This is a genomic window from Hymenobacter convexus (assembly GCF_030580955.1).
In the GTDB taxonomy this organism is placed as follows: Bacteria; Bacteroidota; Bacteroidia; order Cytophagales; family Hymenobacteraceae; genus Hymenobacter.
The window spans coordinates 562,402-588,484 of the sequence record NZ_JAUQON010000001.1 but is presented as its reverse complement, the minus strand read 5'-3'; the positions used below and the strand labels follow the sequence as shown (position 1 = coordinate 588,484).

General features: G+C 55.5%; 20 protein-coding genes and 1 tRNA gene. 4 read left to right on the top strand and 17 right to left on the bottom strand.

The window, feature by feature from the left end; genetic code table 11:
* Positions 1-171: 171 nt before the first annotated feature.
* The gene (locus tag Q4S41_RS02280) at positions 172-1,038 is read left to right on the top strand and encodes a hypothetical protein (protein WP_305029509.1); all 867 of its coding nucleotides are present in this window, start codon (positions 172-174) and stop codon (positions 1,036-1,038) included.
* 27 nt (positions 1,039-1,065) lie between these two features.
* Here Q4S41_RS02280 and Q4S41_RS02275 read toward each other — a convergent pair whose 3' ends face one another.
* The 6 genes from Q4S41_RS02275 to Q4S41_RS02250 all read right to left on the bottom strand — a co-directional run bounded on the left by Q4S41_RS02275 (position 1,066) and on the right by Q4S41_RS02250 (position 10,619).
* Positions 1,066-1,761, bottom strand: a complete 696-nt coding sequence (locus tag Q4S41_RS02275) for a M48 family metallopeptidase (RefSeq protein ID WP_305029508.1) — start codon at positions 1,759-1,761, stop codon at positions 1,066-1,068.
* A 4-nt stretch (positions 1,762-1,765) separates the two neighbouring features.
* Entirely contained in the window at positions 1,766-5,011 is a 3,246-nt protein-coding gene (locus tag Q4S41_RS02270) for a type I restriction endonuclease subunit R (RefSeq protein ID WP_305029507.1), read from the bottom strand.
* 10 nt (positions 5,012-5,021) lie between these two features.
* Positions 5,022-6,902 (bottom strand): DUF262 domain-containing protein, encoded by a 1,881-nt coding sequence (locus Q4S41_RS02265; protein ID WP_305029506.1) that lies wholly within the window; start codon positions 6,900-6,902, stop codon positions 5,022-5,024.
* Between the two features lie 75 nt (positions 6,903-6,977).
* Entirely contained in the window at positions 6,978-8,261 is a 1,284-nt protein-coding gene (locus Q4S41_RS02260; protein ID WP_305029505.1) for a restriction endonuclease subunit S, read from the bottom strand.
* Between the two features lie 8 nt (positions 8,262-8,269).
* Positions 8,270-9,889 (bottom strand): type I restriction-modification system subunit M, encoded by a 1,620-nt coding sequence (locus Q4S41_RS02255; protein WP_305029504.1) that lies wholly within the window; start codon positions 9,887-9,889, stop codon positions 8,270-8,272.
* A gap of 166 nt (positions 9,890-10,055) precedes the next feature.
* Positions 10,056-10,619 carry a hypothetical protein gene (locus tag Q4S41_RS02250; RefSeq protein ID WP_305029503.1) on the bottom strand — a complete coding sequence of 188 codons (564 nt, stop codon included), beginning with the start codon at positions 10,617-10,619 and terminating at the stop codon, positions 10,056-10,058.
* Positions 10,620-10,696: 77 nt separating this feature from the next.
* Between Q4S41_RS02250 and Q4S41_RS24540 the strand changes: the two genes are divergently transcribed.
* The 3 genes from Q4S41_RS24540 (at position 10,697) to Q4S41_RS02240 (ending at position 15,855) form a co-directional block, all read left to right on the top strand.
* Entirely contained in the window at positions 10,697-10,945 is a 249-nt protein-coding gene (locus Q4S41_RS24540; protein WP_369811236.1) for a helix-turn-helix domain-containing protein, read from the top strand.
* Between the two features lie 501 nt (positions 10,946-11,446).
* Positions 11,447-14,296: a T9SS type A sorting domain-containing protein gene (locus Q4S41_RS02245; protein WP_305029502.1), complete on the top strand. Its 2,850-nt coding sequence runs from the start codon at positions 11,447-11,449 to the stop codon at positions 14,294-14,296.
* Positions 14,297-14,412: 116 nt separating this feature from the next.
* Positions 14,413-15,855, top strand: coding sequence for a hypothetical protein (locus Q4S41_RS02240; protein WP_305029501.1), 1,443 nt, complete (start codon positions 14,413-14,415; stop codon positions 15,853-15,855).
* A gap of 43 nt (positions 15,856-15,898) precedes the next feature.
* On the opposite strand, the gene Q4S41_RS02235 is transcribed toward Q4S41_RS02240, so the two are convergent.
* The 11 genes from Q4S41_RS02235 to Q4S41_RS02185 all read right to left on the bottom strand — a co-directional run bounded on the left by Q4S41_RS02235 (position 15,899) and on the right by Q4S41_RS02185 (position 26,051).
* The gene (locus tag Q4S41_RS02235; protein ID WP_305029500.1) at positions 15,899-16,900 is read right to left on the bottom strand and encodes a DUF2971 domain-containing protein; all 1,002 of its coding nucleotides are present in this window, start codon (positions 16,898-16,900) and stop codon (positions 15,899-15,901) included.
* Between the two features lie 85 nt (positions 16,901-16,985).
* Positions 16,986-17,636: an Abi-alpha family protein gene (locus Q4S41_RS02230; RefSeq protein ID WP_305029499.1), complete on the bottom strand. Its 651-nt coding sequence runs from the start codon at positions 17,634-17,636 to the stop codon at positions 16,986-16,988.
* A gap of 31 nt (positions 17,637-17,667) precedes the next feature.
* Positions 17,668-18,564, bottom strand: coding sequence for a hypothetical protein (locus Q4S41_RS02225; protein ID WP_305029498.1), 897 nt, complete (start codon positions 18,562-18,564; stop codon positions 17,668-17,670).
* Positions 18,565-18,602: 38 nt separating this feature from the next.
* The gene (locus Q4S41_RS02220) at positions 18,603-19,697 is read right to left on the bottom strand and encodes a TIGR02391 family protein (RefSeq protein ID WP_305029497.1); all 1,095 of its coding nucleotides are present in this window, start codon (positions 19,695-19,697) and stop codon (positions 18,603-18,605) included.
* An 18-nt stretch (positions 19,698-19,715) separates the two neighbouring features.
* On the bottom strand, positions 19,716-20,096 hold the full coding sequence (locus Q4S41_RS02215; RefSeq protein ID WP_305029496.1) for a TfoX/Sxy family protein: 381 nt from the start codon (positions 20,094-20,096) through the stop codon (positions 19,716-19,718).
* Between the two features lie 176 nt (positions 20,097-20,272).
* Positions 20,273-22,720 (bottom strand): hypothetical protein, encoded by a 2,448-nt coding sequence (locus Q4S41_RS02210; protein WP_305029495.1) that lies wholly within the window; start codon positions 22,718-22,720, stop codon positions 20,273-20,275.
* A gap of 788 nt (positions 22,721-23,508) precedes the next feature.
* Positions 23,509-23,697 (bottom strand): hypothetical protein, encoded by a 189-nt coding sequence (locus tag Q4S41_RS02205; protein ID WP_305029494.1) that lies wholly within the window; start codon positions 23,695-23,697, stop codon positions 23,509-23,511.
* A 26-nt stretch (positions 23,698-23,723) separates the two neighbouring features.
* Positions 23,724-24,788 carry a serine/threonine-protein kinase gene (locus Q4S41_RS02200; protein WP_305029493.1) on the bottom strand — a complete coding sequence of 355 codons (1,065 nt, stop codon included), beginning with the start codon at positions 24,786-24,788 and terminating at the stop codon, positions 23,724-23,726.
* Positions 24,789-24,790: 2 nt separating this feature from the next.
* Positions 24,791-25,258 (bottom strand): hypothetical protein, encoded by a 468-nt coding sequence (locus tag Q4S41_RS02195; RefSeq protein ID WP_305029492.1) that lies wholly within the window; start codon positions 25,256-25,258, stop codon positions 24,791-24,793.
* A gap of 119 nt (positions 25,259-25,377) precedes the next feature.
* Positions 25,378-25,845, bottom strand: coding sequence for a GAF domain-containing protein (locus Q4S41_RS02190; protein WP_305029491.1), 468 nt, complete (start codon positions 25,843-25,845; stop codon positions 25,378-25,380).
* A gap of 132 nt (positions 25,846-25,977) precedes the next feature.
* Positions 25,978-26,051 (bottom strand) — tRNA-Asn (locus Q4S41_RS02185).
* Positions 26,052-26,083: the final 32 nt, after the last annotated feature.

The following is a 26,083-nucleotide window of genomic DNA, read 5'->3' as shown; positions in this document are numbered from 1 at the left end:
TCCGCCAATATTTCAAAGCTTGCCGCCGCACTTGCGTGGTTTTGAGGAAAAGGGCTCGCCTTTACCGCTCCCTTTTCCTCAAAACCACGCAAGTGCGGCGGCAACTAATCCCTGCTTTCAAACTCTTAAACCGCACAAGACTACACTCTAATTGTCTTGACAACCAACCCCATGAATTACATACAACTCATTAATCGTTTTTGGGCTAAAGACCTGGAGTATGCTTTCAATTCGCTCGAAATTGCCCTTTACATGCGTTTGCTGGACCGCTGCAATCGGTTAGGCTGGAAAAACCCGTTTCATCTCTCAGTCGAGAGATTGATGGCCCACATGGCACTCTCTTCAAAGAAGCCATTCGATACCGCCCGCAAGCGCTTGCGTGACGCCGATTTGTTGCGTTACACAAACGGCAACGGGCGGGGAAGCACGACGGAATACACTATCATCGGCGTAGGCCCTGACTCTGATTCATCCCCCAATGGAAGCAATGGAGGCGCTCCCAATGCCCCCCTTTCGGGTGTGGTTTCAGCACAGATTGAGGACGGTTTCGGGGCGTTTTCGGGTCTAGTACATAAGACGAAACCAGACGAGACTAAACCAGACCAAAACAAAAAAAATGAAGCTCACGCTTCAGCAGCGAGTAATGATTCTTCTTTTTCGCCGACGGGGCGCTGGCGCGCAGAAAAAAAAAAGGAGGACCTTGATTCCTTTGAAAAGTTCTGGAATGCTTACGGCAAAAAAGTCGACCGGGCTTTGTGTCTTAAGCGGTGGAATGCTCTCACCGATGCGGACCGCTCAGCTATTCTGGCAAATGTGCCTACCTACGTAAGGAACAAGCCCGATAAGCAGTTCCTTAAGAACCCAGCCAACTACTTGGCTGGCCGTTGCTGGCTCGACGAGATAACACCATCCCCTTCGCATCGAGGCACCTCAAACGGGCCGTCTGCCGCTCAAATACAACGGATGATGGATAGCCCACCATCGCCATTTATTACATTTTCCAAAGCCGATATGGAAAGGATGATGAGAAATATGTGAGAATGCTTTGGCGATAGCCAATCAACACTAATCGCACCTAGCCCGGCTTATCTGCACATCCAGTTCTTTCCAGTTGGGCAGATGACGGCTCATTTCCGTCCAGAAGGCTTTTGAATGGTCCTTTACCTTCGTATGGCATAACTCGTGCACGATGACGTAGTCAATCAGCGAATAGGGCAGCTTCACCACGTTTGGGTTTAGCAAAATGGTGTTGGCGCCGGTGCAGCTGCCCCAGCGCTTTTCCATCGTGCGAACTTTGAAATCGGCGTAAGCCAGACCCGTTTTGAACGACCATTGCCGCATCCGGCGCGTGAGCTTCTCCTGGGCTTTGGCTCGAAAAAAGGCGATGAGCGCCTGCTGAATGGCGGTTTGCCGGTCAACGGCCGGGCTGACGTGGATGCGGAAGCGCGAATGGTTGAAAACAATGCGAGCGTTTGGCTCGCATTCATCAACCACTACCTCAGTGTAGTACTGCCGGCCCAAGTAGGTGATGCGGGAGCCCGTCACAATGTCCTCAGTAGCGACGGCCTGCACCAAGGCCAGCTTCTCCAGAATCCAGCGGGCTTTTTGAAGCACTAGTTTATCGGACTGGGGCGTGGGCAGGCGCAAGCCTTTCAGCACCACGCCCTGGTCCTTATCTACGCTCAGGTAGTGGGCCTTGAGGTCGGGACGCTCCTGCACGGTGTAGGCAATGGTGCGGTCGCCGTATTGTACGCTGCGCATAGGGCTAATTCTTACGGAGGATTTCAACCAGCTCGCGGGCTTTCTGGCGTGCTTCGGCCCGTTCCATTTTGTCAGCGAGCAGCTTGCGAATTTTGCTTTCTATATCGTTGCGGACTTCGCCTTTGTCGCGCCAGCCCACGATTTCCAGTTCGCCGCTCACCAGCTCGAACAGCTTGGTGGTGGCGGTGGCAGCTTCGCCGTCGAAAATGGTTTTCATGGAGTTGAATACCGCTACTTGGCCTTCGGTGAGGAAGCCGTGGGCGTTGCCCTCCTGGTTTTCGTTGATGACTTCGTCCTGCAGCTGCGTGAAGGCCAGCAAGAGTTGGGCTTGGTCGATGCGCTGAGCTTCGTACTCTTTCAGCAGCTCTTCGAGACGCTGGGCCAGGGGCTTGTAGTAATCGGGGTTGCGGTCCATGCCCAACCGGATGACGTGCTTGAGCTGGTTGCGTATCTTCAGCATCTTAGTGCTGGGCGAGGCATTCAGGATTTCCTGTTTGAACTTCTCCCGGTCAATGATGCTGACGGGCTCGGCCAGCAGGTTCTGCACACCCTGCGAGGTGAGGTGGTCGTTGATGAGCTGTTGCAGCATCTTGCTTTCGTCGGGGCTCACCTTTAACTCTTCATCATCGGGGTAGGTGTTGCGGGCACGCACCTTGATTTCGTTGAAGAGCTTGAAGTCGCCTTCGTACTTCAGCGCGGCTTTATTGGGCAGAACGATGTTCACCGACTTGTTGAAAGCCCGCAGCAGGGCCTTGAACTCGTCGCGGCGGTGGAAGGGCTCGATAAACTGGATGCACTCTTCGATGAAGGCCTCGCGCTGGTAACCTTTGTTGGCCTTCAAGGGCTTGCAGAAGGCCAGCAGCTTGGCGTGGTTCAGCTCCAGCTGGGGAATTTCCTCGCTCAGATTGCGCAGCAGGTCGTCGGGGCGCAGGTCGCCGCTGAAAATCTCCAGGGCCTTGATGAGGTGCTGGGTGACGCCGTTGTAATCGATGATGTAGCCGGCGGCCTTGCTCTTGTAGGTGCGGTTGACGCGGGCAATGGCCTGGAGCAGGTTGTGCTCCTTCAGCGGCTTATCGAGGTAGAGGCAGGAGGCAATGGGCGCGTCGTAGCCCGTAAGCAGCATGTCCGACACGATGAGGATGGCCGTGTTGTCATGCTTCTTGCGCTTGCCCGACTGGTCCATTACCGACTCGTCGCCGAAAGGCAGCTTGAAATCCTCGGTGACGCTTTTGATATCCTCGGTAGGTGTGACGAGCAAGGGCAGTGGGTCGTGCGGATTTTCGCGGTTCCAAGCCAGGCGCTCGAAGTAATCGCGGGCAATGGGGTCCGACTTGGGCGAGCCTAAGCTGACTACGACTTTGGTGGTGAAGTCGTGAAAACCGGATTGCCGAAGCACCAGCATAGTTTGCTGGTAATCGAGGGCGGCCTGCCGACCCGAGCACACCAGCAAAGCCTTGTGCCCATCGGGAAAAATCTTGTCGCGGAAGTGCTCCAGCAGGTGCATGCTGATGTCGCGGATGCGGCCGGCGGAGCGCTGGTATTTCAGCAGCGCCTCGTCTTTCAGCTTATCCTTCTTCTCTTCAGATTCGTGGCCAAACCGCTCCTCAAACTCCTTGTCCAGCGCTTCCTTGTGCACGTCGAGGCGGGCAATGCCGGCGTCGTAGAGCAAGGGTACGGTGGCGCCATCGGCCACCGATTCCACGATGGTGTACACGTCGAGATACTCCTGGCCGTAGAACTCGGCCAGCGTGGACTTGTCTTCCTTGGAAATGGGGGTACCTGTGAAGGCAATGAATTTGGCTTCTGGCAGCACCGTGCGCATGAAGGCGGCCAGGAAGCCGTAGTGACTGCGGTGGGCCTCATCTACCAGTACATACAGATTCTGCTTGCGGCTCAAGGGCACCAGCTCAATAGCAACCCGGCTTACCTCTTTCCACTTCCCATCCACCAATTCTTCTTCAACCGTTACCAAGCTGTTGCCGTCAATGGACTGAGAAGTACGCATCGGCCGGGGGGCGGGGGTAGTTTCATCGGCTGACGCTTCGCTTGGCGCGGCTAGGTCATCCGGCTCTACTGAATCGTTGGCGGTATCGGTAGCGTCTTGGTCGGCTTGCTGGAATTTCTGGAGTGTGCTGGTAATGATGCCGCCGTAATCGTTGCGCAGCAGCATATCGAGGTGGCGCACTGAACTCGCCTGCTGCACGCGTTTGAAGCCAACGTTGCGAAAGGTCTTCGTAATCTGGCGGTCCAGTTCCTGACGGTCGGTTAGGATAAGCACCGTGGGGTTGTCGAAGCCGTACTCCTGAGCTTGCAGCTTGCGCGTGAGGTAGGCCATAGTGAGCGACTTGCCACTGCCCTGGGTGTGCCACACCACGCCGCCCTGCTGGTGGGCCTGCAGCTTAGCAATGGTCTTGTTCACGGCCCGCACCTGCTGGTAGCGCGGCAGCTTCTTCACCACGTGCCCGCCCTCCTCCAGCTCGAACAGCACGAAGTGACGCATGAGGTCGAGCAGCCGCGTGGGCTCGAACAGGTGGAAAAGGAGTTTGTCCTGGGCGGTGGGCTTGGCACCATCCAGCAGCGCTAGCAGTTCGGGCTCATCGTCGGGGGCGCGGAACCGGGAATAGAACGGCTGCGGCGTGCCAATTGCCCCATAGCGCCCGCCCACTCCCCAGGCGCCTACGCAAAGCTGATTGTAGTGAAACAGCCGCTCGGAGTTGCCCTGGTAGAAGTTCAGCTCGCTCCAGGTGCTGCCGATGGGCTCCTTGATAACGCCGCTCGCCTTGCACTCCACCACGGCCAGCGGCAGGCCGTTCACATACACTACCAAGTCGGGAATTGAATTGCCGGCCAGGCCGTGAAACTTGAGCTGGTTCACCACCAGCCAATCGTTGTTGGCGGGCGTCTGGTAGTCGATGTAGCCGATGGGTAATGGCTCCAACTTGCCGGCCACGTCCTGATTGAGGGTCCATTCGGCATTGCCACGCAGAAGCTTCCACACGCCTTCGTTTATCTCCATCAGCGAGGAGCCCGACACGGTCGTTATCCGGTCGTAAGCCTTTTGCTGGTTGTGGGCATCAAGCAGCGGGTTGAGGCGGGCAATGGCGGCTCGCAGCCGCTGCAGTAGGACCACCTGCGTGATGTCGGGCCGCTCGGTGGCCAGGGCCGCGCCGCTCAGGTATTGGTAGCCCAAGCGTTGCAGCAGCGCCAGCGCCGGTTGCTCGGAGGTAAGGTATTCGGAGTTTGTGGTCATCGGGCCGGTGCTAGGAAGCGGGACTGGTACTCATGGCTTGCGCTTCCGCGGCCCACATTTCATTTAGCACATCATCCGAAACACAATCGGCATAGAGGAAGCGTATCAGCCGTTCAGCTTCCCGCGCGGTGCGGGTGGCGGCTTTGGCCGGCGTCCAAGTTCGCAGCATCGCATGGTTTGACTCGGCTGTTTCGCGCTGGAGCCGCTTGATGATTTTTACTTCACTCGCCTCGTAGCCGTTCGTGCATTTGTAGTGAAAATCGTGGTTCGACACTTCACCGGAGCGGTTCAATCCTCGTTCCAGCAGAATCAGGTTGCCCAGCTTGTGCTGCTGGCTTTCCCACGCTGCGTCATCCGGGCTGGGCTCTTCCGGGTTGCAAGGCCGAATGTGCTCCACGTCGAACAGCGCATCTTCGCCGAAGAACTTCCCTTGTAGCCCGGTCTCATCCCAGTCTTCGTGGTCGAGCATCGCCCCCAGCCTAACGGCCAGCTGGCAGCGTTTGGCATTGTCGAACATCGGGTCATTGAGAAGCTGCCATTTCAGCCATCCCGGTTCACTGCTAGCAATGTACTCCCGCAACAGGCCATTGATGCCTTCCTGGGTAGCATCTGCGGCGACCAGTTGGTTGAGCATGTCGTAGGTGAAGCCTCGGGCATGGTTCACCATCTTCCGATAAAGCAGGGACTGGATGCTATAGTAGCGGACCAGCAACGCCTTCCATTCCCGGAATTGCATCGGGCTATAATCTGCTTCCTGGCTAAATCGGTACAGGTAGACTACATCGACGAGCCAGAACCCGCCATAACGCGTCCACCAATTCAGGGTGTACCAAACGTGGTAGCTGCCTTCGTAATAGCTCTCCCAGGCCAGCCGCGCATCCAGAATGCGGTTGAGGTGGCTTAGGGGGTCATCGCCCAACGCTTCCTTCAGCTTGTTGAACTCGGGCCGTTTCTCACCGAGCAGCAGGTAGGCAAATAGCTGCTCGAAAAAGGTATCGGTGCTCATGCCGTGCAGGGCCTGGCTCCCGTCCTCTTGCGCAATGAGGATGTACTTGTACACTTCCAGCAGTTCCCCGATGGTGGTTATCGGGTGGCCGTTGGCAAACTTGCTGGCATTGATACGACCGTAGAAGTCGTCGATGCGGTCGAAAATTCGGTCAGGAGCGCCCGCATCGGCTTTATCGGCGCGGCGCGCCAGGTATTCGTAGAGCTGAATCTTAAACACGTCGCCCGCGTTCAGGTCCATCCCGGCGGTGTTGATGGTGTTGAAGATGTCGAGCGTCTTGGCCAGCCCGGCCCGCGTTTCAATCACCACCACGTGCAGGTCATACAGCACATAGGTTAGCAACGCCTGCGTAACAACCAGGGAAGCCCGGCCCTCTTCGTCGGCCTCCTGGACAGTGCTCAGCGCATTGTAGATGTGTGCTGCGTTAGCGATGTAGGGGTTGGCGTGCTGGGCAGCATCGGCGGGAAGCGTGGCCAGGTCGAAGACTTCCTGCAACCACTGCTGCTGTGCGCCCTTGTTGACGCGGGTGCTGAGCCACTGGCCGCCACGCAATGTGGCAGGCACCTCTACAGCCGGGAAGCAAAGCTCCAGCACCTTGAAGAAAAGCGCCAGCGTGGTTAGCCGCTGCTGCCCATCGATGATGTCGTAGTGCAGCAAAGTGCCGTGCTGGTCTTCCCGGGGCATCAGCTGCGCGGTACCCAGAAAGGCAGGCTCACCGCCGTTCTGATACGCGGTGATAATTGTTCTAAACAGCCGGCTTACCTCTTCCTCGCCCCAGGAGTATGGCCGTTGATACACGGGAATCACGAAGCGCGGCCCATCTAGTAGCCCAGGCTTCTTGCCCTTTAGTAAGGTGCACGAGCGGGCATCAATGGCAAATTCCATGGGGTTGTGGTAGAGGGTAATCGAATGAGTTAGCCAAGGCGGCCTGAGGAAAGCAGCCCCGGCCCGAAAAGTAACTTACGTCAATGCTTCTTCCGGCTGCGCCACCCGCACCCGCCGCTGCCCCGTAAGCAGCTGCTGCATCAGCCCGCGTTTGAGCTCTTGGTACTGGGCTTTCTTGTCGGTGAGGACTTGCAGCTTGTCGTCGACGGTATTCAGAGCTTCGGCTATTTTACGCTGCTCAAAAAGCGGTGGTAATGACAGGTTAAAATGTTCTAGCTCCTTTTTAGTAATATGAACCAATCCGCTAGCACCATGAGCCCTGTCTTCAATATCTGAAGTCAGGTATTTTAAAAAGTAAAACCCAAAATCCGAGTCTAAAACAGAAACATTTTTTACAAGAATCTTGAAAATATGCTGGTTAAGTACACCTATCTTACCATTCCAACGGAAAGGACCAAATGAAGTACCTCTGCTACCAGACCAAGAGAAAAGCAATTGATTGGGCTCTACCAAGTTCCTATTATCTACCGGACCATCATAAAAGTTAAAAACTGAGCTTCCATTTAGATTCTGTATCCTAATAATAGGAAGCCCAGTCTTAGACCATTCAGAAGGTTTGAACGCTTTTCCATTTAAAAAATCAAAGACTGAACCCAATGAAGCAACCTCCCAACTCTCCGGTATTTTCCCCAGCGGCGAATCTTTAAACGCGGTATGCCCGATACCTTTCGTCAGCAGGCGCTGCATCAGTCCCTTTTTCAGCTCCTGGGTTTGCGCTAGCTGTTCGTCAATCACGGCCATTTTCTCATCCACCGTGGACAGGATTTCGGCTATTTTCCGCTGCTGGGGAAGCGGTGGAAGCAACACTTCTAAGGACAGAAAACTGCCCTTAGAAATATTCTTCATGCTATTGCTGGTCCCAGTCGCTGTGCTCTTTATGGTTTCTTTAAACGAGTCAGAAACTAATACAAAGCTTAGCCATCTGCTACTAATTTTCTTCTTTGGGTTAAAAACGGTCATCCAAAGCCGGTCGGGAATAAACAAGTCAGGATAGTCTTTATCAACATAGCAACTATCACCAACCAAAGCAGGAGTGTTCATCCTGCTGACCAAAATTGAGCCTTTTGCAGGGTTCAGCTTTGCCCTTTGCACATCCTTTTCGATAACAAGCTTATGCTGATTTGGCAAGAAATGGCCGTTTGCTACAGCACTTGTTTTAAGAATGCCGATTTCGCCGGGAATCTGAATTCTTTTATCCTCTGAGTTGACGCTTACTCCAGATTTAAGGTCAGAAATAATGTCTCCAAGCTTCACCACCTCCCAATCCGCCGGAATCTCCCCGATTACCGTTTGCTTCATTTCGCTCTTCATATCCCAATCTCCTCCAGCAAGCGTTCCAGTTTCTCGTCAATCTCGGCTTCTTTAGCTTCCAGCTCGCGCAGGGCGGCGTGCACGGTGGGCAGGTCGATGGCGGCGGCAGCGGTGCTGCGGTCGATGTATCGGGAGATATTCAGGTTATAGTCGTTGGCTTTGATTTCGGCCAGTGGCACCACCCGCAAGTACTTGTCCTCGTCCTGGCCCGCGTTATAGGCCGCCAGCACGCGCTCCACGTGGCGGTCTTCCAGCTCGTTCTGGTTTTTACCTTCCTTGAATTCCTGGCTGGCATCGAGCAGCAGCACGTTACCGCGCCGGGCGGGCGCCTTGGTTTTGGCCAGCACCCAGATGGCCGCTGGAATGCCTGTGTTGTAGAACAGCGCTGAGGGCAGGCCCACAATGCCTTCCACGAGGTCGGCTTCGAGCAGCTTCTGGCGAATGCTGCCCTCGGCCCCACCCCGAAACAACGTGCCGTGGGGCAGCACCACGCCCATACGGCCGTCCTGCTTCAGTACGGCCAGCATGTGCTGCAAAAAGGCCATATCGGCGTAGCCGCGTGGCGGAATGCCGTAGTGCAGCCGCCCGAAGTTATCGACCACCACGCTGGCGTAGTTGGGCGCGACTTCTTTTTCCTTGCCGTGCTTGTCGAGCTTCTTTTCCTGGCTCACCTCAGCGGGCGTCCACCAGCGGTCCTGCGAAAAAGGCGGGTTAGCAATTACCCGGTCGAAGAGCATCAGCTCGTTGTCGCCGTTCTTGTGCTGGGGGCTCACCAGGGTGTCGCCCTTGCGCAGGTCCGCGCTGTCGAAGTTGTGCAGCAGCATGTTGAGCTTGGCGATGGCCCAGGTGCCTAGGTTCTTTTCCTGCCCGTAGAGCGACACGTTGATGTTGTTGCCCACCTTGCCGCCCGGCTGCTGGGCAATGTAGCGCGCCGCCTCAATCAGCATCCCGCCCGAGCCGCATGTAGGGTCGTACACCCGGTTTTTGGCCTCGGGCTTAATGAGGCCCACCACCAGCTTCACCACCCCGCGCGGGGTGTAGAACTCGCCGCCCTTCTTGCCCGCATCGTCGGCAAACTGCTTGATGAGGTACTCGTAGGCATCACCGAGCAAGTCAGGGGTATAGAGGTCGGCGTTGCGCAGCGAGTGACGGTTGAAGTGGCTCAGCAGCCGTTGCAGCGTGTGGTCCGAGAGTTTTTCCTTGTCGCCGAACTTGGTGGCCGTCATCACGCCCTCCAGTTGGGTGTTGTCGCGCTCGATGGCGGCAAAGGCCTTGTCCAGCACTACGCCGATGTTTTCGGTGGCCTTCTTCACTGTGACCCAGCGGGCTTCGGCGGGAATGTGGAAATAGGTATCTTCCTCGGCGTCTTCGCGGCTCACCCCATCGCGGGCCACAATGGCGTCCACTTCCTCCTCAAACACGTCGTTGGCCCGCTTGAGGAAGAGCAGCCCGAAGATATAGTTCTTAAAGTCGGAGCTGTCGATGCTGCCGCGCAGGATGTTGGCCGAATCCCAGAGCCAGGATTCGAGGGTTTTCAGGTCGAGTTGGGGCACGGTGGTAGCAGACTTAGGAATCGCCGGCGCAGGGGCGCTGGCGAAGAAATCCAGTTGAGACATAGAGGAAGGCGTTCAGCCTAGGGCTGACTTGGGCAATTTACCAAAAGTAACGCCGCTGGCTTTCCCCAAGCACCAATGCCCATCACCTACTTATTCCCTTTCCCTCTAAGATTTTGACCTTCACTCCCTAAGTTATAGCACAGCTGTTGTGTACATCTCGCAAGGTCTACTGCTGCACTAGCGCATCCACGATTTTCCCATTGTGACGGTACATCGTAAAGGCTGGCCCATCGTACCGGTGGTTCTTCTTCATATCAAGTTGCGTCAATGGAGCAACGGTTTTCATTTTCCTCGTCAGGTTTGAAGGGGTAAGCGCACCGCGCTGATACACCTGATGAATAACCTCCTGCAGTTGTTTCAAATAAGGCAGGGCGTCCTTATGAAAATCGATTTCTACTCTGCTGGGACTTGAGCGATATCCGAGTCGAGTAAAGAAGCACAACGAGCAATAGCCCGATTCCTCAAAGTCTGCAGACTCATATACACCCACACCAAATCCATTAGCTCGGCCTATGGCTTCTCTAAGCCATTCGTATGGTATTGTTTCTGCATCCATAAATACCTCGTCAAAGCGAAGTACCATGACGGGAGTTGACTGATGTAAATCAGCCTGAGCAATTATGGCAACTGCCAAACACCACGCACCGTGACTTGGCGATGTCGGATATAAAAAGTTGAAATGTGGCTTCATAAGCATCGTTTCAGCACAAGCAAGCAGTAAGGAACCCAAATATAAGATGAAAGCACGTCTCTAATGACCGTACGGTCATTGTGTCCATTTCTACTTATATCGGCCTTTGCGGTTGAATGCCGGCCGTTAAGTATCCCCTTTTTCTGAATGAGCTTGCCCGACGGCTTAAGACTGCCAGGGAGGAGCGGCATCTGACACAACAAGAAGTGTACGACGCCACGGGTGTGCACGTAGGCCGGCTTGAAGTAGGCCATAGAGACCCTGCGCTAAGCACAATAGCCGTGCTTTGTCAGCATTACGGAGTCAGCCTAGCAGCAATGGTCGCCGATTTAGACCAACACATTAAAAGGCAAAGCCAGCCTTAAACACTGTAATACGAGAGAGCATTTTCTCGATAGAAACGAAACTGCACGATAAAAACAGAGGTAAGGCAATAGCTTTTGGCACGCGCGTTTCCCCTTGCTCACTGGGTGGGGGGATATTACTGAGGTGACCTCTGCCCCGATGTAAATTTTAAAAATTTTAATTTTTTTCGGGCCGGATTTGCGATGCAGTACCTGCTTTGCTGCCTAAGTTGACGCAGGTATTGGAGAGGCTGAGTCACTTTATAGGGCATGAGAGACAATATGCGCGACCTTCCAATCGCAGCACTCATGCCCGCGTAGCGGGCAACTATGCACTGTCTCGTACACGGCTTACTAGATAATGACTTAAAATGACTTTCAGTCATTGGCCTGCTCCTCTGGGGTGACGTTGCCCCAGCGTTTGAATCTTACGATTATGGTGAAGGCCATTGGAACAACCCATAGGCCCTCACGTAACCCTCATGACTGAATGGTTACATTCATACACATATTACTGGTTATATGCGCAATCCTTACTTGCTTATCCTGGCCGGCCTGCTGACCAGCTTCGCCGTCCGTGCCCAAGCGCCCGCTCAGCTGCCCACCCTTCTCGATGATTTCAATCGTGCTGACAGCCCCACAGTCGGACAGGGCTGGGTGGAAACAGAAACCACGACGGGCACGGGTGCAGCTATCGTCAGCAACCAACTTAAGCTAAGCAGCGGCGTGTTGGGCAAAGACTTTGTGTCGCGGGACGTCTCGAGTCGCTATAGCCCGGTGCTACGCCAGAATGCTGACCAGCTGACTTGGCTATTTAATATGCAGCAGTCGCGGCCAAATCCGTCGGGGTTCGGGCCCAACAACTACGGGGCCGCCTTTGTGCTGGCCGGTAGCGCGTCGGACTTTACCACGGGCAACGGCTACGCGGTGGTGTATGGTAATTCGGGCGCGCCGGATAGCTTGAAGTTGGTGCGCTACACAGGAGGGCTGGCTGGGCCGACGAATCTGCGCACCTTGGCGGCGGTGAGCGTGCCAGCCGCGACGGGCGCTACGACGGGACCGGCGCACACGGTACGGGTGCTCTACGCGCCGGACGAGGACAACTGGACGCTGGAGGTGAGCGCCAACACGACAACCTTTGATGACCCGACCACGGCTACCTACGTGCGCATTGGCGTGCGCAAGGACTCCTCGCTGGCCACCACGGCCCTGCCGTGGGTAGGCTGCTTCTGGAACCACGCCACCACGGCCGCGGAGAATGCGGTGTTCGATAACATCTACGTGACGGCACCGTGCACGCTGGGCCCCGAGCCCACTCAGGCCGCCACGGCCGCCGTGTCGTCGGGCCTGTCCAGTGGCGGCGTTACGCTGAGCTGGACGGCGGGCAACGGCACCGGGCGCCTCGTGGTCGTGCGGCCAGCCAGCGCCACGACGACCGCACCAACGGACGGCAGCGTGTACAACGGCAACGCCGTTTTCGGCAGCGGCTCCCAGCTGGGCACGGGTGGCTTTGTGGTCTATGCCGGTACTGGCAGCACGGTGAACGTGACAAACCTGCAGCCTAACACGGCCTACGCCTACCAAGTGTACGAGCTGCTGGGCACGGGCTGCACGACCAACTACCTCCAAGCAACCCCGGCCACGGGCACGTTTACTACTTCCCCATGCGTACTGGCCAGTTTCCCCACCCAGGACGCCACGGCGGCCACGGTGGCGGCGGCGGGGCGCACGGCGGCCACGGTAAGCTGGACGCCAGGCAACGGGGTCAATCACTTGGTGGTGTTGCGCCCCAATTCTTCGGTGCTGACACTCCCCACGAGCGGCACGGGCTACACGGCCGGGGCCGCGTACGGCAGCGGCAGCGCGCTCGGCAGTGGCTACGTGGTGTATGCAGGGGCGGGTGCTTCCAGTGTGACAGTCACCAACCTCGTGCCCGGCGCGGCGTACCGCCTGGAGGTCTACACTTACAACGGCACAGGCTGCTCGGCGGCTTATCGGACGTCCTTCTTCGCCACGGCGGTGTACACAGTGCCCGTGCCGCCCGTTGGCACGCTCCTCGCTTTCCGCGGCAACATTCACGCGCACAGCAGCTATTCCGATGGCAACCAGGATGGGGCGGCGGTGACGCCGTTGCAGGATTTTCAATACGCGGCGGCTTCCCTGCACTCGGACTTCTTGGGCATCTCGGAGCACAACCACAGCCAAGCCGGCATGAGCCTGCCCAATTACGCGCGGGGCTTGCAGCAAGCCGACCAAGCGACGACGGCCAGCTTCCTGGCGCTCTACGGCATGGAGTGGGGCGTTATCTCAGGCGGGGGCCACGTGGTAGTGTACGGGGTGAACCAACTGCTGGGCTGGGAACCGGGCAATTACGACGTGTACGTGGCCCGCAACGACTACCAAGCCTTGTTCCGCGAAATCAACCGGCGGCCAGGCGCGTTTGCCACGCTGGCCCACCCCAACCGGACGGACTACGGCAACTTGGCCGGCACGGCATTCAGCCCACGGGCCGACTCGGCCATTGTGGGCACAGTATTGCGCTCGGGGCCGGCCACGTCGACTAACACCAGTTACACCAATCCGTCACGGGGCAGCTACACGCCCTACTTCCAGACGCTGCTGGCCAAAGGCTACCACGTGGGAATCGGCATGGACCACGACAACCACAACACGACGTTTCTGCGCACGGCCCAGAGCCGATTGGTGGTGTTGGCGCCAGCGCTGACCAAAGCTGACATGATTGACGCACTGCGACAGCGGCATTTTTATGCCTCGGACGACTGGAACGCGGAGGTAACGTTCACGCTCAACAGCCAGCTAATGGGCAGCATTTTTGCCGACGTCACCCCGGCCTCAATGAGCGTGAGCGTGAGTGATGCCGACAACGAGGCGGTGAGCTCGGTGCGCGTGCTGCGCGGGGTACCCGGCAGCGGGGCCAAGCCGGTGGTGGTAGCTTCGGCTACGGCCGGCGCCACGGCGCTGAGCTACGTGGACCCGCAGGGCGTGAACACGACGGCCTACTACTACGCCGTGGTGGCGCAGGCCGACGGCGACAGCATTGTGACCTCGCCCATCTGGTACACCCGGCGCATCATCACGGCCACGACGCCCAGCGCCTCGGAAGTGGCGTTGTCGGTGTTCCCGAACCCGACGGCGGGCACGGCAACCCTGTCGTACTACCTGCAAACGGCTGGTGTCGTGCAGGCAGAGGTGGTTGATGCCGTGGGGCGACGGGTGGTAAGCTTGGCGACTGGCGAACGGCAATTGGCCGGCGCACATACGATGGCAGTACCGGCCCTGACGCCGGGTCTGTACACGGTGCGGCTTACACACGAAGCCGGTACCGCTTATAGAAAGCTGGTGGTAGAATAAAATTTCCGCCCAAACGTAAACAGTCCCAGCTTCTTGACAGAGGCTGGGACTGTTGCTTTTAGCCTAACGAGGCGTTGTAGATTTGGCCATCCTCGTTACCGTACTGCTGCTACGCTATGGAATTCAATCCCATCCGGAACAAAATCCGTCAGTTCACATATGAATCGCTAGTAAATGAACTACTGGCGATTCTAAAGCTGCAAGAGCGGGATACTCGTCCATCAGCCTTCTGGCACCCTTTGATTTTGCTAAAGTGGGCAATGGAGTTTGCCGAATGTAAGCGCCCCTATAAAACAGCAAGCAGGCAGGATGTACTCAACCTAATGGAGATGGTGAGCAAACTGGAATTGTCTCACGCCACGTTTGACCTGCGCCAGCATGGGCGGGCCCATAAGACTTTTGCTATCCTAGCATTTCAGCAATTTACCTACCAAGAAAAGACCTTCGTAGATACATTCTCGCGCCAGTTCGTGCTGTTCAAGCAGCTCAAGCACAGCCACGACCTTGCGGCCGAGTTTGAGAAATTAAGTGGACTTTCGCTGCACCAAGTACTGCAAGCCTTCTACTTTCTTCACCTTTTCATTTTCAGCGACGACCCCACCCTTTACAAGTACTGGGGGTACATTGACAAATTCATCTACCAAGGGCTGATGGATTTCTTTGGCCCAACCTTCACTTCGACTTTTCTTGACCTGCTGACGGTGTCTAGGGATACTATCGGGCGCGCAGTTGAGGAAGATACACGCCAAGTCAAAGACTATAATTTGCAGGTATTTGACGTGTCGTTCTTTACGCGAAAACCCCTTTTCTTATACAAGAGAACCGCTTTGATACCCCACCATGCGATTCTTCATCAAACATTTGGGCACTTCATCTATGATTACATGAAGCACCGGGACGAGGCATTCACCACCGAGTTGGGCGCCCGAATGGAGAGGTATATGAAGTTAGGCCTCGATGAAATAAGGATGCCGTATCAGGATGAAAACAAGTTGCGGCGAATGCTGGGTAAAGGGCATAAGGTAGTGGATTTTGTGCTTGATGAGCGCGTGTTAGTTGAGGCCAAAGCCATTGAATTGAAACCTCATGTGAGTGTTAATCCGGAGGACTGGCTGCTTAGCCGAGAGTTGCGCCAGACGGTAGGCAAGGCCTATGCCGAGCAAATGCAAGCTGTTGCGGCATCGCTGCCTTGTGCAGCAGAGCGTTATGGAATCATTGTGACGTACAAAGAACTGTTCTTAGGCGACTCAGCCGATATGTGGGAACAGTTTCTGGAAGGGGAAGCCCTGCGCGCTTTGGGCCCTGATTACAAAAACAGGTTGCACATACCCATCGAGAACCTGTTCATTATGGACTTGCCCACTTGGGACTTGTTGCTTCAGGTGCTGAAGGACCACGAAGTGAGTCTGGTAAGCCTGTTGCAAGAGGTCAAAAGGGCGCATGCAGACCCTAAGACAAAGAAGTTTTACTTTGGCATGCACTTGCATAGCTACCCCCTGAGTCAATTCACCCACCAGTACTTGGTCGATGCTCGTAAAGAATTGAAGAATTTATGCTGAAAAGCAACAGTTTCAAGCTCCTGGTTGAGGCTGCGGCTTTGTATTATATTGTCTGCAAGTCGGAAATAAGAGCATATAGTTTATCAATCTCCTCTCTAGTAAAGTAGCGGTTATAATAGCTTTCATTATACCGATAATGAACATAAATCTGCCCCGGCCGGTCCTGACCTATGCAACGCTCAGCGTACTCTACTTTTGAACAATATGGGTCTCGACGCTGCACCTCGACCGCCCTATGTATGTAGGGCAACACTTCCTCCTTCTCCGTTCCTTCTGTATACGTGTCGAATGGGTTTTCCCCTATAGGACCTACGCGGTACAGGTAACGAGGCGCATCGGCAAATATGTCGGTCACAGGCACTGCCCTAAGGCCGTAAGCAACGGCGCTCCGGTGCATTTTGTAGTAAGCAATTCCGCGCCCTTGCATGCGCTCCATCACCGCCTCCATCTGCTCTAGGGGCATATGCAGCCCGAAGTGAATGGACTTGATAGCCCTAAAATCGTGAGGCATCGGCCCCACTGCGTCGGTAATGATTCTGGTTTCGGCTTCGTGTTCCCACTCTGGATGCTTCGTGCCAATTGTCTTTTGCAGAAAAGTAACGATGTTCCTGCCCGTTATGTCCGCTAGGTCCAAGGTGGCGGGCCGTTCTGAGTATTCGACTTGGATTTTGTAGTTGGTATAGCGGGCATCGCTGTTGAATTTTTCCAACTGCTCTACTTCGTAGCCTACACAAAAGCCCGTATGATTACTTGCGTAGTGAGACCAGAGCTTTAAATCGTCAGGTCGTGCAGCTAAGGAGAAAATACCCGCTTTGCCAGTGCTGGACAAGGCACGGTGTAGCGATTCCTTCATCCCTATCAAGTTGGGCTCTCGGCCAATCAGCAGCTCCACAAACTTGATGAAATCCTTAATAGGCGCAATGGAATATGTGGCCTCAAAAGGGTCGTTGAGCTTATCTATACCAGCTGCGAAAAAGTAGTCACCAGCAATAGAGTCGAGGTCTCGGTTGAAGGTATAGCCGCCACGGTACTTGTAGGCAATCATCGAGGAATAGTTGTTATGTTGCCAAGCTACGAAAAAGCCCCAACTGATGGGCCGGGGGTTTCCGCAACTTATACTGAAGGCTAAGCTATAACGCAGGCGTAGTGACGGCACTTAAAAAGGCTCGGCTGAAGGGAGTAAGCTGAAGATAGTCAACGCCGGGCCCCATAGTGGTGTATTGGGCATTAGGGGCAAAAGGGAATGCCCCCTTCTTTTTAACATCCTGTAGCCCTACGCCTAAGCACAGGCCCAGCCGGGCTATGTTGCCCGTTATGATAAGAAACTCGTCTTCCTGGAGTTTAGGAAAACGCCTTAAAAGCAACGGAATGGCGATGTATCCTGATATAGATGAATCCTCTGGGTGTAGCTGCAGCAAAGCCATTTCCTCCAAAACTTGCGCATCCATCGGAGTGAGTTGGCGCAGCACCTCGACAAAGCCCGGCTGCACTTGCGCCCGCTTTTCCGGGTCCGCCGCATTCGACAGCAGCGCCGCCCATTTCTCCGCTAATGTTTCATCCGATTCTAATGCCGCGGCCTGCACCAGGGGTATCAGTATTTTTGGCTCGACCGGCTGGGGTTCCCGGCCAACAGCGGCGAGCATCTGGTGGGCCCTCGTGCCAAGTTGCTGGGCGCGCTCCCAGGCCACTTTGCCTATCGATTCGGCCGCCGGGCCAACGAACTTGCCTAGGAAGGCGCCACCCGTGGCAAGGGCCAGGGTAGATAGTGGGTCAGTGGGCATGGCAGAATGAGTAAAATTTATATAACAAAAATCAGCTAACTATATTATCGAACGCTGTTACAGCCTTTTCCCACAACCCCTCCTCTCTCAACATTTTTATTGTGCTCAGCTCCTGAAACCCTGTTACGCGCATTTGTGACAGCAAAAAATTTATTGCCGCTTGAGCGGTATCAAACGTATTCATCCCTTTTCCCAGGTAGTAGGATTTAGGTAAATGGTGAATCGCTGAACATAGAATTCCTCTTTTCCCAAGCTTGTCAAGAACAAACGCATCTATCCTTCTGGCCAGATTCAAGCATGTGCTTGAGGCCCAGATGGCATGGATAGGATTGATGGGAATTTCATCTCCAATGGCCAGTTTAGGCAGAGTGGCCGTCCAATCCTTTTTCCTATCTCTTCTAGACACAATTGTCAACTCATTTTCAACGTGCTTATTAGCAAGCAGCTCAACTAGCTTTCGTGATGCGTGTCCCGCTCTATGAGCACAGCAGTTTCTCAGGACGTTGACGAATTCCCCTAGCGCTTGCTCCCTTTCAGTTAGGCTTAGCCCAATGCTATTGGCAAAACCAATGAACCGGGGTGGTTTATCATTGTCGACATTGCTTTTCCCGCTTATGGCCAACAATGTCCTACCACTTATATTGTTAATGGCATCTATCTCAGCTGATAAAGCTGTAATATAGTGGTCTAGGACAGAAATAACCCGAACAACACCCATTCTGCCAAGCTCATAAGTAAATACATCTCTTTGCGTGGCATTCATCTCAGCAATTGGGGGGTTACCCCAATATGGAAGGTAACTATCAAACAGTTCTGTGAGAGCGGGTGCTTTGCCTAGCGTTGATTCTTCTGACAAATACCATAGGCTTGCCGTTGTAACCTTGATAAGTCTGTTCATTGCCCCATGTTCATGGTCGAGCATCTTCATCTGAATCGAATTAGCGCGGCTGATATCCATTTTTTCTATCAATTATCTTTAGTGATGTTATCAGAGGGTGCCGTAGATTCATCTAGCTTATAGAACAAAGCACTAATAAATCCCAACCATTCAAGGGCGCGGGCCGCGGGTACCTCAGTCAGGTTGTGGGCATAGTGGTTGCGGATGGCCTGCATCACGCCCTGGTAGAGCAGCATGAAGCCGGTTTGCTCGTTGTCGTTCGGGCTCAGACGCACTAGCGGATTCTTGGGCGTAAAAGCCACATCCATGAGTTGCTTGCCGTTGAGGTCGAGGCGCTGGGCCTTTGCGGCCACCGCCTTGTCGAGCGCGGTGCAAGTGGCGCTGATGGCGTCGGCGTAGTGGGCGCTGGCGAAGCGCGAGCCGGCGGCCTGTTGCACGGCGGGGTGAAGCGTAGAAAGAGAAATAGGCGTAATGGTGGTGGGCTGAGCAGGTGAGGATGGAGGTGGTCCCTCTAATAACTCCTTTGCTTTCTGCTTTCCTTCGCGAGTAAGAAGCACACTATAATACTCGCCACGGATTCCGAAGGGCCACGAATTAAGGTCGGCCCCTGGGTCAATACAACTAATGAGTTCTTCAGCTAAAAGCGATTCGATAAGCTCAAAAAACTCTTTTGCGCTTCCGGTATAGGCGAGGGGGAAATCATTGTAGACAAAAATATCTCGTCGTTTATGCTCCCTTCCTCCCTTTTGGTAGAGAAATTTTAAAAAGTGGTCTTGTTTTTCCTCAAACGTATCTGGTGTGTTGTAAAGTGGCCTAGCGAACAATTCTCCTGTGATAAGAAATGGGGACTGATTATTTTCCGCTGCTTCGCGGCAAAGTCCAGCTAAATCAGGCCGTGGGACAAGTTGCTTCCGCTCAACGTCTAGTTTTAGTTTGATAGCTTGTCCTAGGCTAAAAATGGCTTGACCGATTGGCTTAAAGGAGTACAGGACTTGTTGGCTGCCTGTCGGCACGGTACTAGCGTTTCCAAGTGTTGGAATGCCGGTTAAGGGACATATCGGAAAGGGAAATTCCATAATTAAGAAAGCATATTTATCCTGCTTCAGCCGGTCAATGATGTATTGCAGCCTTCGCCAGCGTGCCCAACTTCGCGTAATCGGCATCGGTTAAGGAGAGGGGCGCTAGCTTGGCTTCTGCTTCTTGGGTTTGGGTTGCGGTAACTCTGCAACGGTCACCTGGACCAGTTCCCTCAACCAATCGCGGTCCTCCATACCCTCCTCGATTAAGAAGCTCGGCTTGGCTCCGGGGTAAGGCGGTGCCTCCACTACTCTGGATATGTGGATTCTGCCTGCTGCTGTAGGTTTCACATACAACTTATTGTCACAGACCAGCGCAAACAGCTTGTCCCCGTAATAGAGGCCGTATTCCCCAAACATCTTCTTCGCTACAACTTGCCCAGAAGCATCTAGTTGGTCTAATATAAAATCGACGAATTGTTGGTTTGAGGCCATGCCAAAAGCGAAGTTGGTTGCGCGCGATGGCGCGAGCAGTGTGAGACGCAAAACGGAGGCAAGGTAAGAAATGGGTATGTGAAAGCCCCACTGGGTGGGACTTTCTTATCCTGACTTTATTCCCTCGGATGAAGCGCTGTAAGGGTTAGCGCGCCAGTTGGAGCCACGCCCAGCCTACCCCACACTCCGGTTTATGAAAGTCACACCAGAATTGCCGAGAGTTGGTTTTAATTATGCCCACCTTTCCGGTGCACTGGCCCGCTGGGATGACCGTGGTGGGCTGGAGCCCCCGGAGGCGGCATGAGCAGGTTGCCTAGTGGCTGACAAAGGTTGGGGCCGAGCACCGCGATGTGGAACGACGCCCGGCGGGCATCGCCGAATCCGGTGAAGCGGCCGCCCACCACCACGCGGCCACCCGGAACGGAGGCCACGGAAAGCGCCGGGCCGTTGAGGCCGCTGCCGAGGGCGTGCCAAGCCGCGCCATCCCAGCGGGCCACGTTTCGAGCGGCCACCCCGCCGAGCTGGGCAAAGTCGCCGGCTACATACAGGTTGCCGCCAGGGGCAAAGGCCAAGCTGTGCACGCCCTCGCAGTTGCCAGCCGCTTCTTCCGCCTGAGTAGGCGTCAGGGCGTGCCAAGCCGTTCCATCCCAGCGGGCTATGTTGCGGGCCGGCACCTCCACGCCGGCCTGGTAAACCGCCATGAACACGCCGCCAGCATACAGCTCGCCATTAGGAGCGACGACCAGCGCGAATACGCCGCTGTTCGTATTTTCACAATGCTCATTGCCGTTGCCAAAGCCGCCCACCCGGCTCCAGGTGCGGCCATCCCAACGCATCACCAGCTCCTCGCTGTAGCCCTTGCGCAGGCTGATTTCGCCAGCTGCGTAGAGGTCACCGTTTGGCGCGATGGCCAGGGCCGTAATCCGAGAGTCGGGCAGGCCCGCCCCCACGGCTTCCCAAGCCGTTCCGGTCCACCGGGCCACGCTGGGCGTGGGCAAGCCGCCGGCCGCGCGGAAATTCCCGCCCACGTACACGCCGCCCCGCCGGTCGGCCACCAGTGCCCACACGTCTACCAAATCGGTCGGCGAATTGGCGCGCAGCCCCGTGCCGAGCGGGTACCAGGCCCGGCCATCCCAGCGCGCTACGCGGCAGGCCTGCGGGCCTTGGGAGTAAGCGCCAGCCCCGGCGTAGAGTTGCCCGTCGGTGGCCACCGCCAGGGCCGTAATGACCGGCCCCCAAGCGTTGTCGACCAAGCAGCCCAGCGGCAGCGGCTTCCAGGCGCGGCCATTCCAGCACGCCAAGCTGCGGGCGGGCGCATTGCCGACCCGGCCAAAGGAACCGCCGACGTAGACCCGGCCGCCAGCGGCCACGGCCACGGCCAGCACGTCACCGTTCACGCCCTGCGCCCCGGCTTGGGGCAGGCCGTCCCAATGGTGGCCCGCCCAGCGGTCTAGGTATTGCGCCCCCCGCGACGAACCATTTGCCAGCAACCGGCCGCCCGCATAAACTTCGCCGGTCGGGGCGACGACCAGGGCGGCCACGTCACTGAATTGTTCGGATGGCCGCACCGGGTTCGTTGGCAGCGCAGGGTCAAGGGGCTGCCAGACGCGGCCGTCCCAGGTGGCAATGCGGCTACCGCGCCACGGGTCGTCAGCCTTCCAAGTCCCGGGCTGCTGAAAGTTGCCGGCGGCGTACACCCGCCCGCTGGCCACCGCCAGGGCCTTGACGGTCCCAATGATGCCTCGGTAGGGCCCCAGGCCGAGCAATTGCCAGGCGTGGCCGTTCCAGCGGGCCACGTTGCCCGCCGGCTGGCCCTTGTCGATGGAATTGCGGCTGTCCCCGGCGGCGTACACCTCCCCGCCCGGAGCGACGGCCAGCGCCTGTACTTCCCCATAAATCCCCTGACCGATTTCGGAGCCGTAGTAGTTGTGGGACGTGCCGATGGTGAGCCAAGTGGTGCCGTCCCAGCAGGCCACGCGGCCGCGCACATCGAGCTCGGCGGGCTGCCCGTCCCAGAGGTCGCCTCCCGCGTAGACCCGGCCATCCACGGCGGCGACCAGCGCGTTGACCGTACCCGGCACGCCCTGGCCCGGCACCGTCCAGACCCGGCCGTTCCAGCGGGCCACGCTGCTGGCCACGGTATCGGCGGGGTAGGCGCTGGCCGCGTACTGAAAGGTGCCGCCGGCATACAGCGTGCCATCGGCCGCGACTGCCAACGCCCGCACAACACGGCGCGGGGGGGGCGCGAGCGGGTACCGGTTTTCCTGCTGGTCATCTTCCGCGTTGAAGCGGTGAGTCTGCTCCCAACGGCGCGCGGCTTGCGCATCCCGCTGCAGGGAAATGGAATCCTCTAAGTGCCTAAAGTCGCCGACGGCGCTCCAGCGGCGGCCGTCCCAACGGGCCAGGCAGGAGGCCGACACTCGTCCGGCCCGGTCGAAATCGCCGCCTACGTAAACGTCCCCGTTAGGGGCGACGGCCAACGCCCGCACGCCGGCGTCATACTCGTACTGCCAGTGGCCGTCATAGAAACGGTACGGAGCACCAACCCCGTTTTCATCGCCTGTGCCCAGGCTGTGCCAGCGGTGGCCGTCCCAGCGGGCCACGTTGCGGGCCGTCACTCCACCTACCGCTGTAAAGCTGCCACCAATGTAGAGGCTGCCTTGAGCCCACACCATCGCCCAAACTTCCCCATCGGTTCCTTCTGGCACCCCGAACCCCTGCTGCCAACACGAGTCGGGCGCGGCTGAGGTGCCTTGCGCCAAGCCTGCATGGGGACGTACCCAAACTAGTAGGCCAAACAACGGGCAAATAAGACGTAGTAGCTTGGGAATTGACACGTCTAGCTAACGCAGAAACGCGTGAAATGAGATATAATGCGGCGTGAGTTCATTAGAAAGCACCAACTTTGTACACGTTCAACAAGCATCAGCTCTGCTGAGCAGCTTATTAAAGTTCACAGCCCCGTATTCTTCCTGTCAGCGTACTATCTCAGCTGTCCTGCCGGTAGCCATAGGCCAACTGCACCTTTTTGGAGAGCAGGCTGAAATTAACGAGGTTATGGCATGCTAGTAGGGAGCTATGCTTCTCCTAATAGCACCACTTGCAAAGGTCCATCCGCTGCTGAGCTGCCGCTAGGCTCATGGGCACCACCGAGGCGCCGCACTGGGCTAAGCCGCGGCAATCGGGCGAGGCGTGGTACTTGACCGTGTTGCCGCTGGCGCAGTAGTACACCTTCGGCCCCGTGGCTGACCTGCTTTTGGTCTTTACCTTGACTTTGGCCGCCGCGTGGTGGGTGACGGTTTTGTGGGTGGTACGGGGGTGGGTGGTCAGGGCTGAAGCCGTGAAGCAGAGCGCTAGGAAAGCCGCCTAGAATAGCAGGTGTTTCATGCAGGCAAGGTAGGGGGCGGGCATGAAAAAGCCCCGCTGGGTGGGCGGGGCTTTTAAGTAATTTCTCTGTTGGCTTTTACAAGGAAGCATCAAGCGGACGTATCTCCCAATATCCAGCCCCCTTATCAGTAATCTTATGATTGTTAGTTAAATCCACGTTATTTGAATGCTTAAGTCGCTCATTTAAGGGTGTACCAAGATAAGGGAAAGCATTAGCCTTCCTTGCTGATTGTGATGCATCTGCTTTTAAGGTGCGTTTCGCCATGACATTAATAGGTATATACGGCACTCCTATTCTAACGATAGAAGCAGTGCCTGTATCTGTTTGCCAATTTCTTTAGCAGACAGACCACTTACGTCAAAAGTTCCTTTTGAAACGTTTTGCCTCTTTTGGCTACGCTTCAAGAACTTAGTAGTACTCACACTACTTCTATTAGCATTACTCGTAAATATAACACTAAAAATACTTGAGTCTGTTTCTAAAGTCCATTCATCTTGACCGGATGAAGGTGTGAAAGACCAGTCTAATAGCTGGTCTATAGGGCTGAGTAGGTTTATCAAATCAAGAACTGTATCGGGCCGTTTGGCTTGGTCTATGTCCATCGCTTTATTGATGGCTTTCCTCAATGCCATTGGGATATGGGCAGGATACTCCTTTCTGTCAGGAAACCCTCCCGTTATTATCGCTTCTTTCAACTCATCTTGAGTACTATACCTGCTACTTTGGGAGTAAAAAACCTGATTACCATTGCATAGACGATAAAGAGCTACGCCAGCGCTATATATATCATAGGTAGAAGAGTGAACCAGTTGGGCGAAAACCTCTGGCGGCATGTTCAAAGCATAGTTCAAACCTGGTTGCGCCATTCCATGCTGATTCATTTGACCAGTTATGCCGAAATCGGCCACCAACGCTTCGTTTGAATCAGACAGTAAAATATTGTCCGGCTTTATATCAAAGTGGACAAGGCCCTTGACATGGATATTATGAAGCCCTTGAAGGAATTGTAAGGCATACCTAATAATTTCCCTTACCGTCAGGAAACGCGCATCTATCAATGTCTTGAGGGAGCCCCTGGCATATAGTGGCATTGCCAAATATATGTATTGGTCGTCCTGACAAGCATACTTTATCTGAACAACATGCTGATGACTGGAGTCATAAAGCCGTTTGGCTTCAGCAAAAAACTCTTCAATGGCAGGGAGCCGAGCCTTCTCGATTTTCTTAATGACAATCTCAGCGTCCAACTGTTTGTCATGAGCAACAAACACTGTTGAGTTCTTACCCTGCTGGCCAATTTCACGGGTCAGCTCAAAATCGAGTGAAGCAGTAGTGGAAAGGGATGGGAAAGCCATAATTAAAGCGCAAGCGAAGCTAGACCAACCAAGATTGCTTCTTTGCATCCTGCGTTGAATGTGTTAAACCCGGCGATGGGTTCAATGGTAGCGCCTTGCTTGACCATTGGCTTATATGCATCCCTCTCAATGCCGAGACGGGAGCACATGGTTGATATTTTCCCAATAAGGTACTTTTCCACCGAACTGCTTGCTATTAATTCCTGGATGACGGCTTCATAAGAAAGTCGGTCAGGATTAGGGTCCGCAAGGTCTTCTGTAACACGTATACCAGCACGGTTGCACTGAAATTCGGCGATAATATCCTTGAATGCCTTCCGAATAAAGCTCAGCTTTTCAGGAACCGTCAGTGAGACAGGTACAATGAGTTTGCTCGGCGTTAGTAAATCAAGCCTTGCTTCGGTTTTTTTAATCACCACATAGAGAATCTCTTTGGGCGCAGCCTTGATTCCGATAGCAATTAATGTCATTGTATAGAGGCACTTAAAATTGGGGCTGCAATCTAAGGCCAAATGCTGGATTCAACTACAAACCTCGGGCGTGAGCTGGGAAGTCTGGTTGAGGCGGAAGCTGGGCCCCATGTCTAAGTCTAAGCCGATGGCGCGGCAGTGGTCGTGCTCTCGAAGCGTCCCCGCAACAAGTCGGCGGCGGCTTCCAGCAATGGCAAGTCGGTAGTGCGTTCCTGGCAGCGTTGCATGTCGTAATGACAAAGCGTGCCAACGGGGCTGCCTTTGGCATCGCGAATCGGCACGCCGCAATACGAAACTACAGGCGTTGAGATTTCCTGCGCGCGGGAGTCGGTGGCCGCGTCCTGAATTTCCAGCGGGGCCTGCTGGCGGCCCACCAGCGAGCAATACGTCACCGCCATCGGCACGTCGTCTCCTCGTTGTACAGCGGGCTCGTAGCGGTCAAATAATGCCTCGTTGCGCAACGTCTCACCGTCGAAGCGAAACACGCCCGTATAGCGGTGGGGCGTGCGGCTGTTCAGATACTGCAAGGCAGCGTGGACACCTTCGGCTCGAAGCAAGGCACTAAACTCTTGGATTTCGGGCTCCATGAACGAAGGGAATTGCTGTTTTAAGGAATATCAGGCACACACCCATGGGCACATCAAAAGAATGATACCGGGGGCTAAACCGGGGGCAATAATTAAAAAAGGCCACTTACGTTACCGTAAGTGGCCTTTTAGCGCTCCCTCCTGGGCTCGAACCAGGGACCCTCTGATTAACAGTCAGATGCTCTAACCGGCTGAGCTAAGGAAGCTTTTTTCTAGTCCGAAACCCGGTTGTTGTTGT

Coding starts and splice junctions, on each gene's coding strand:
- Q4S41_RS24540 (WP_369811236.1), top strand. CDS start 10,697: ATGCCGGCCGTTAAGTATCCCCTTTTTCTGAATGAGCTTGCCCGACGG.
- Q4S41_RS02225 (WP_305029498.1), bottom strand. CDS start 18,564: ATGAAGATGCTCGACCATGAACATGGGGCAATGAACAGACTTATCAAG.
- Q4S41_RS02240 (WP_305029501.1), top strand. CDS start 14,413: ATGGAATTCAATCCCATCCGGAACAAAATCCGTCAGTTCACATATGAA.
- Q4S41_RS02220 (WP_305029497.1), bottom strand. CDS start 19,697: ATGCCGATTACGCGAAGTTGGGCACGCTGGCGAAGGCTGCAATACATC.
- Q4S41_RS02195 (WP_305029492.1), bottom strand. CDS start 25,258: ATGACATTAATTGCTATCGGAATCAAGGCTGCGCCCAAAGAGATTCTC.
- Q4S41_RS02230 (WP_305029499.1), bottom strand. CDS start 17,636: ATGCCCACTGACCCACTATCTACCCTGGCCCTTGCCACGGGTGGCGCC.
- Q4S41_RS02245 (WP_305029502.1), top strand. CDS start 11,447: ATGCGCAATCCTTACTTGCTTATCCTGGCCGGCCTGCTGACCAGCTTC.
- Q4S41_RS02210 (WP_305029495.1), bottom strand. CDS start 22,720: ATGGTGTGGGCTCAAGGCAGCCTCTACATTGGTGGCAGCTTTACAGCG.
- Q4S41_RS02200 (WP_305029493.1), bottom strand. CDS start 24,788: ATGGCTTTCCCATCCCTTTCCACTACTGCTTCACTCGATTTTGAGCTG.
- Q4S41_RS02265 (WP_305029506.1), bottom strand. CDS start 6,902: ATGGAATTTGCCATTGATGCCCGCTCGTGCACCTTACTAAAGGGCAAG.
- Q4S41_RS02190 (WP_305029491.1), bottom strand. CDS start 25,845: ATGGAGCCCGAAATCCAAGAGTTTAGTGCCTTGCTTCGAGCCGAAGGT.
- Q4S41_RS02260 (WP_305029505.1), bottom strand. CDS start 8,261: ATGAAGCAAACGGTAATCGGGGAGATTCCGGCGGATTGGGAGGTGGTG.
- Q4S41_RS02270 (WP_305029507.1), bottom strand. CDS start 5,011: ATGACCACAAACTCCGAATACCTTACCTCCGAGCAACCGGCGCTGGCG.
- Q4S41_RS02255 (WP_305029504.1), bottom strand. CDS start 9,889: ATGTCTCAACTGGATTTCTTCGCCAGCGCCCCTGCGCCGGCGATTCCT.
- Q4S41_RS02280 (WP_305029509.1), top strand. CDS start 172: ATGAATTACATACAACTCATTAATCGTTTTTGGGCTAAAGACCTGGAG.
- Q4S41_RS02235 (WP_305029500.1), bottom strand. CDS start 16,900: ATGATTGCCTACAAGTACCGTGGCGGCTATACCTTCAACCGAGACCTC.
- Q4S41_RS02205 (WP_305029494.1), bottom strand. CDS start 23,697: ATGGCGAAACGCACCTTAAAAGCAGATGCATCACAATCAGCAAGGAAG.
- Q4S41_RS02275 (WP_305029508.1), bottom strand. CDS start 1,761: ATGCGCAGCGTACAATACGGCGACCGCACCATTGCCTACACCGTGCAG.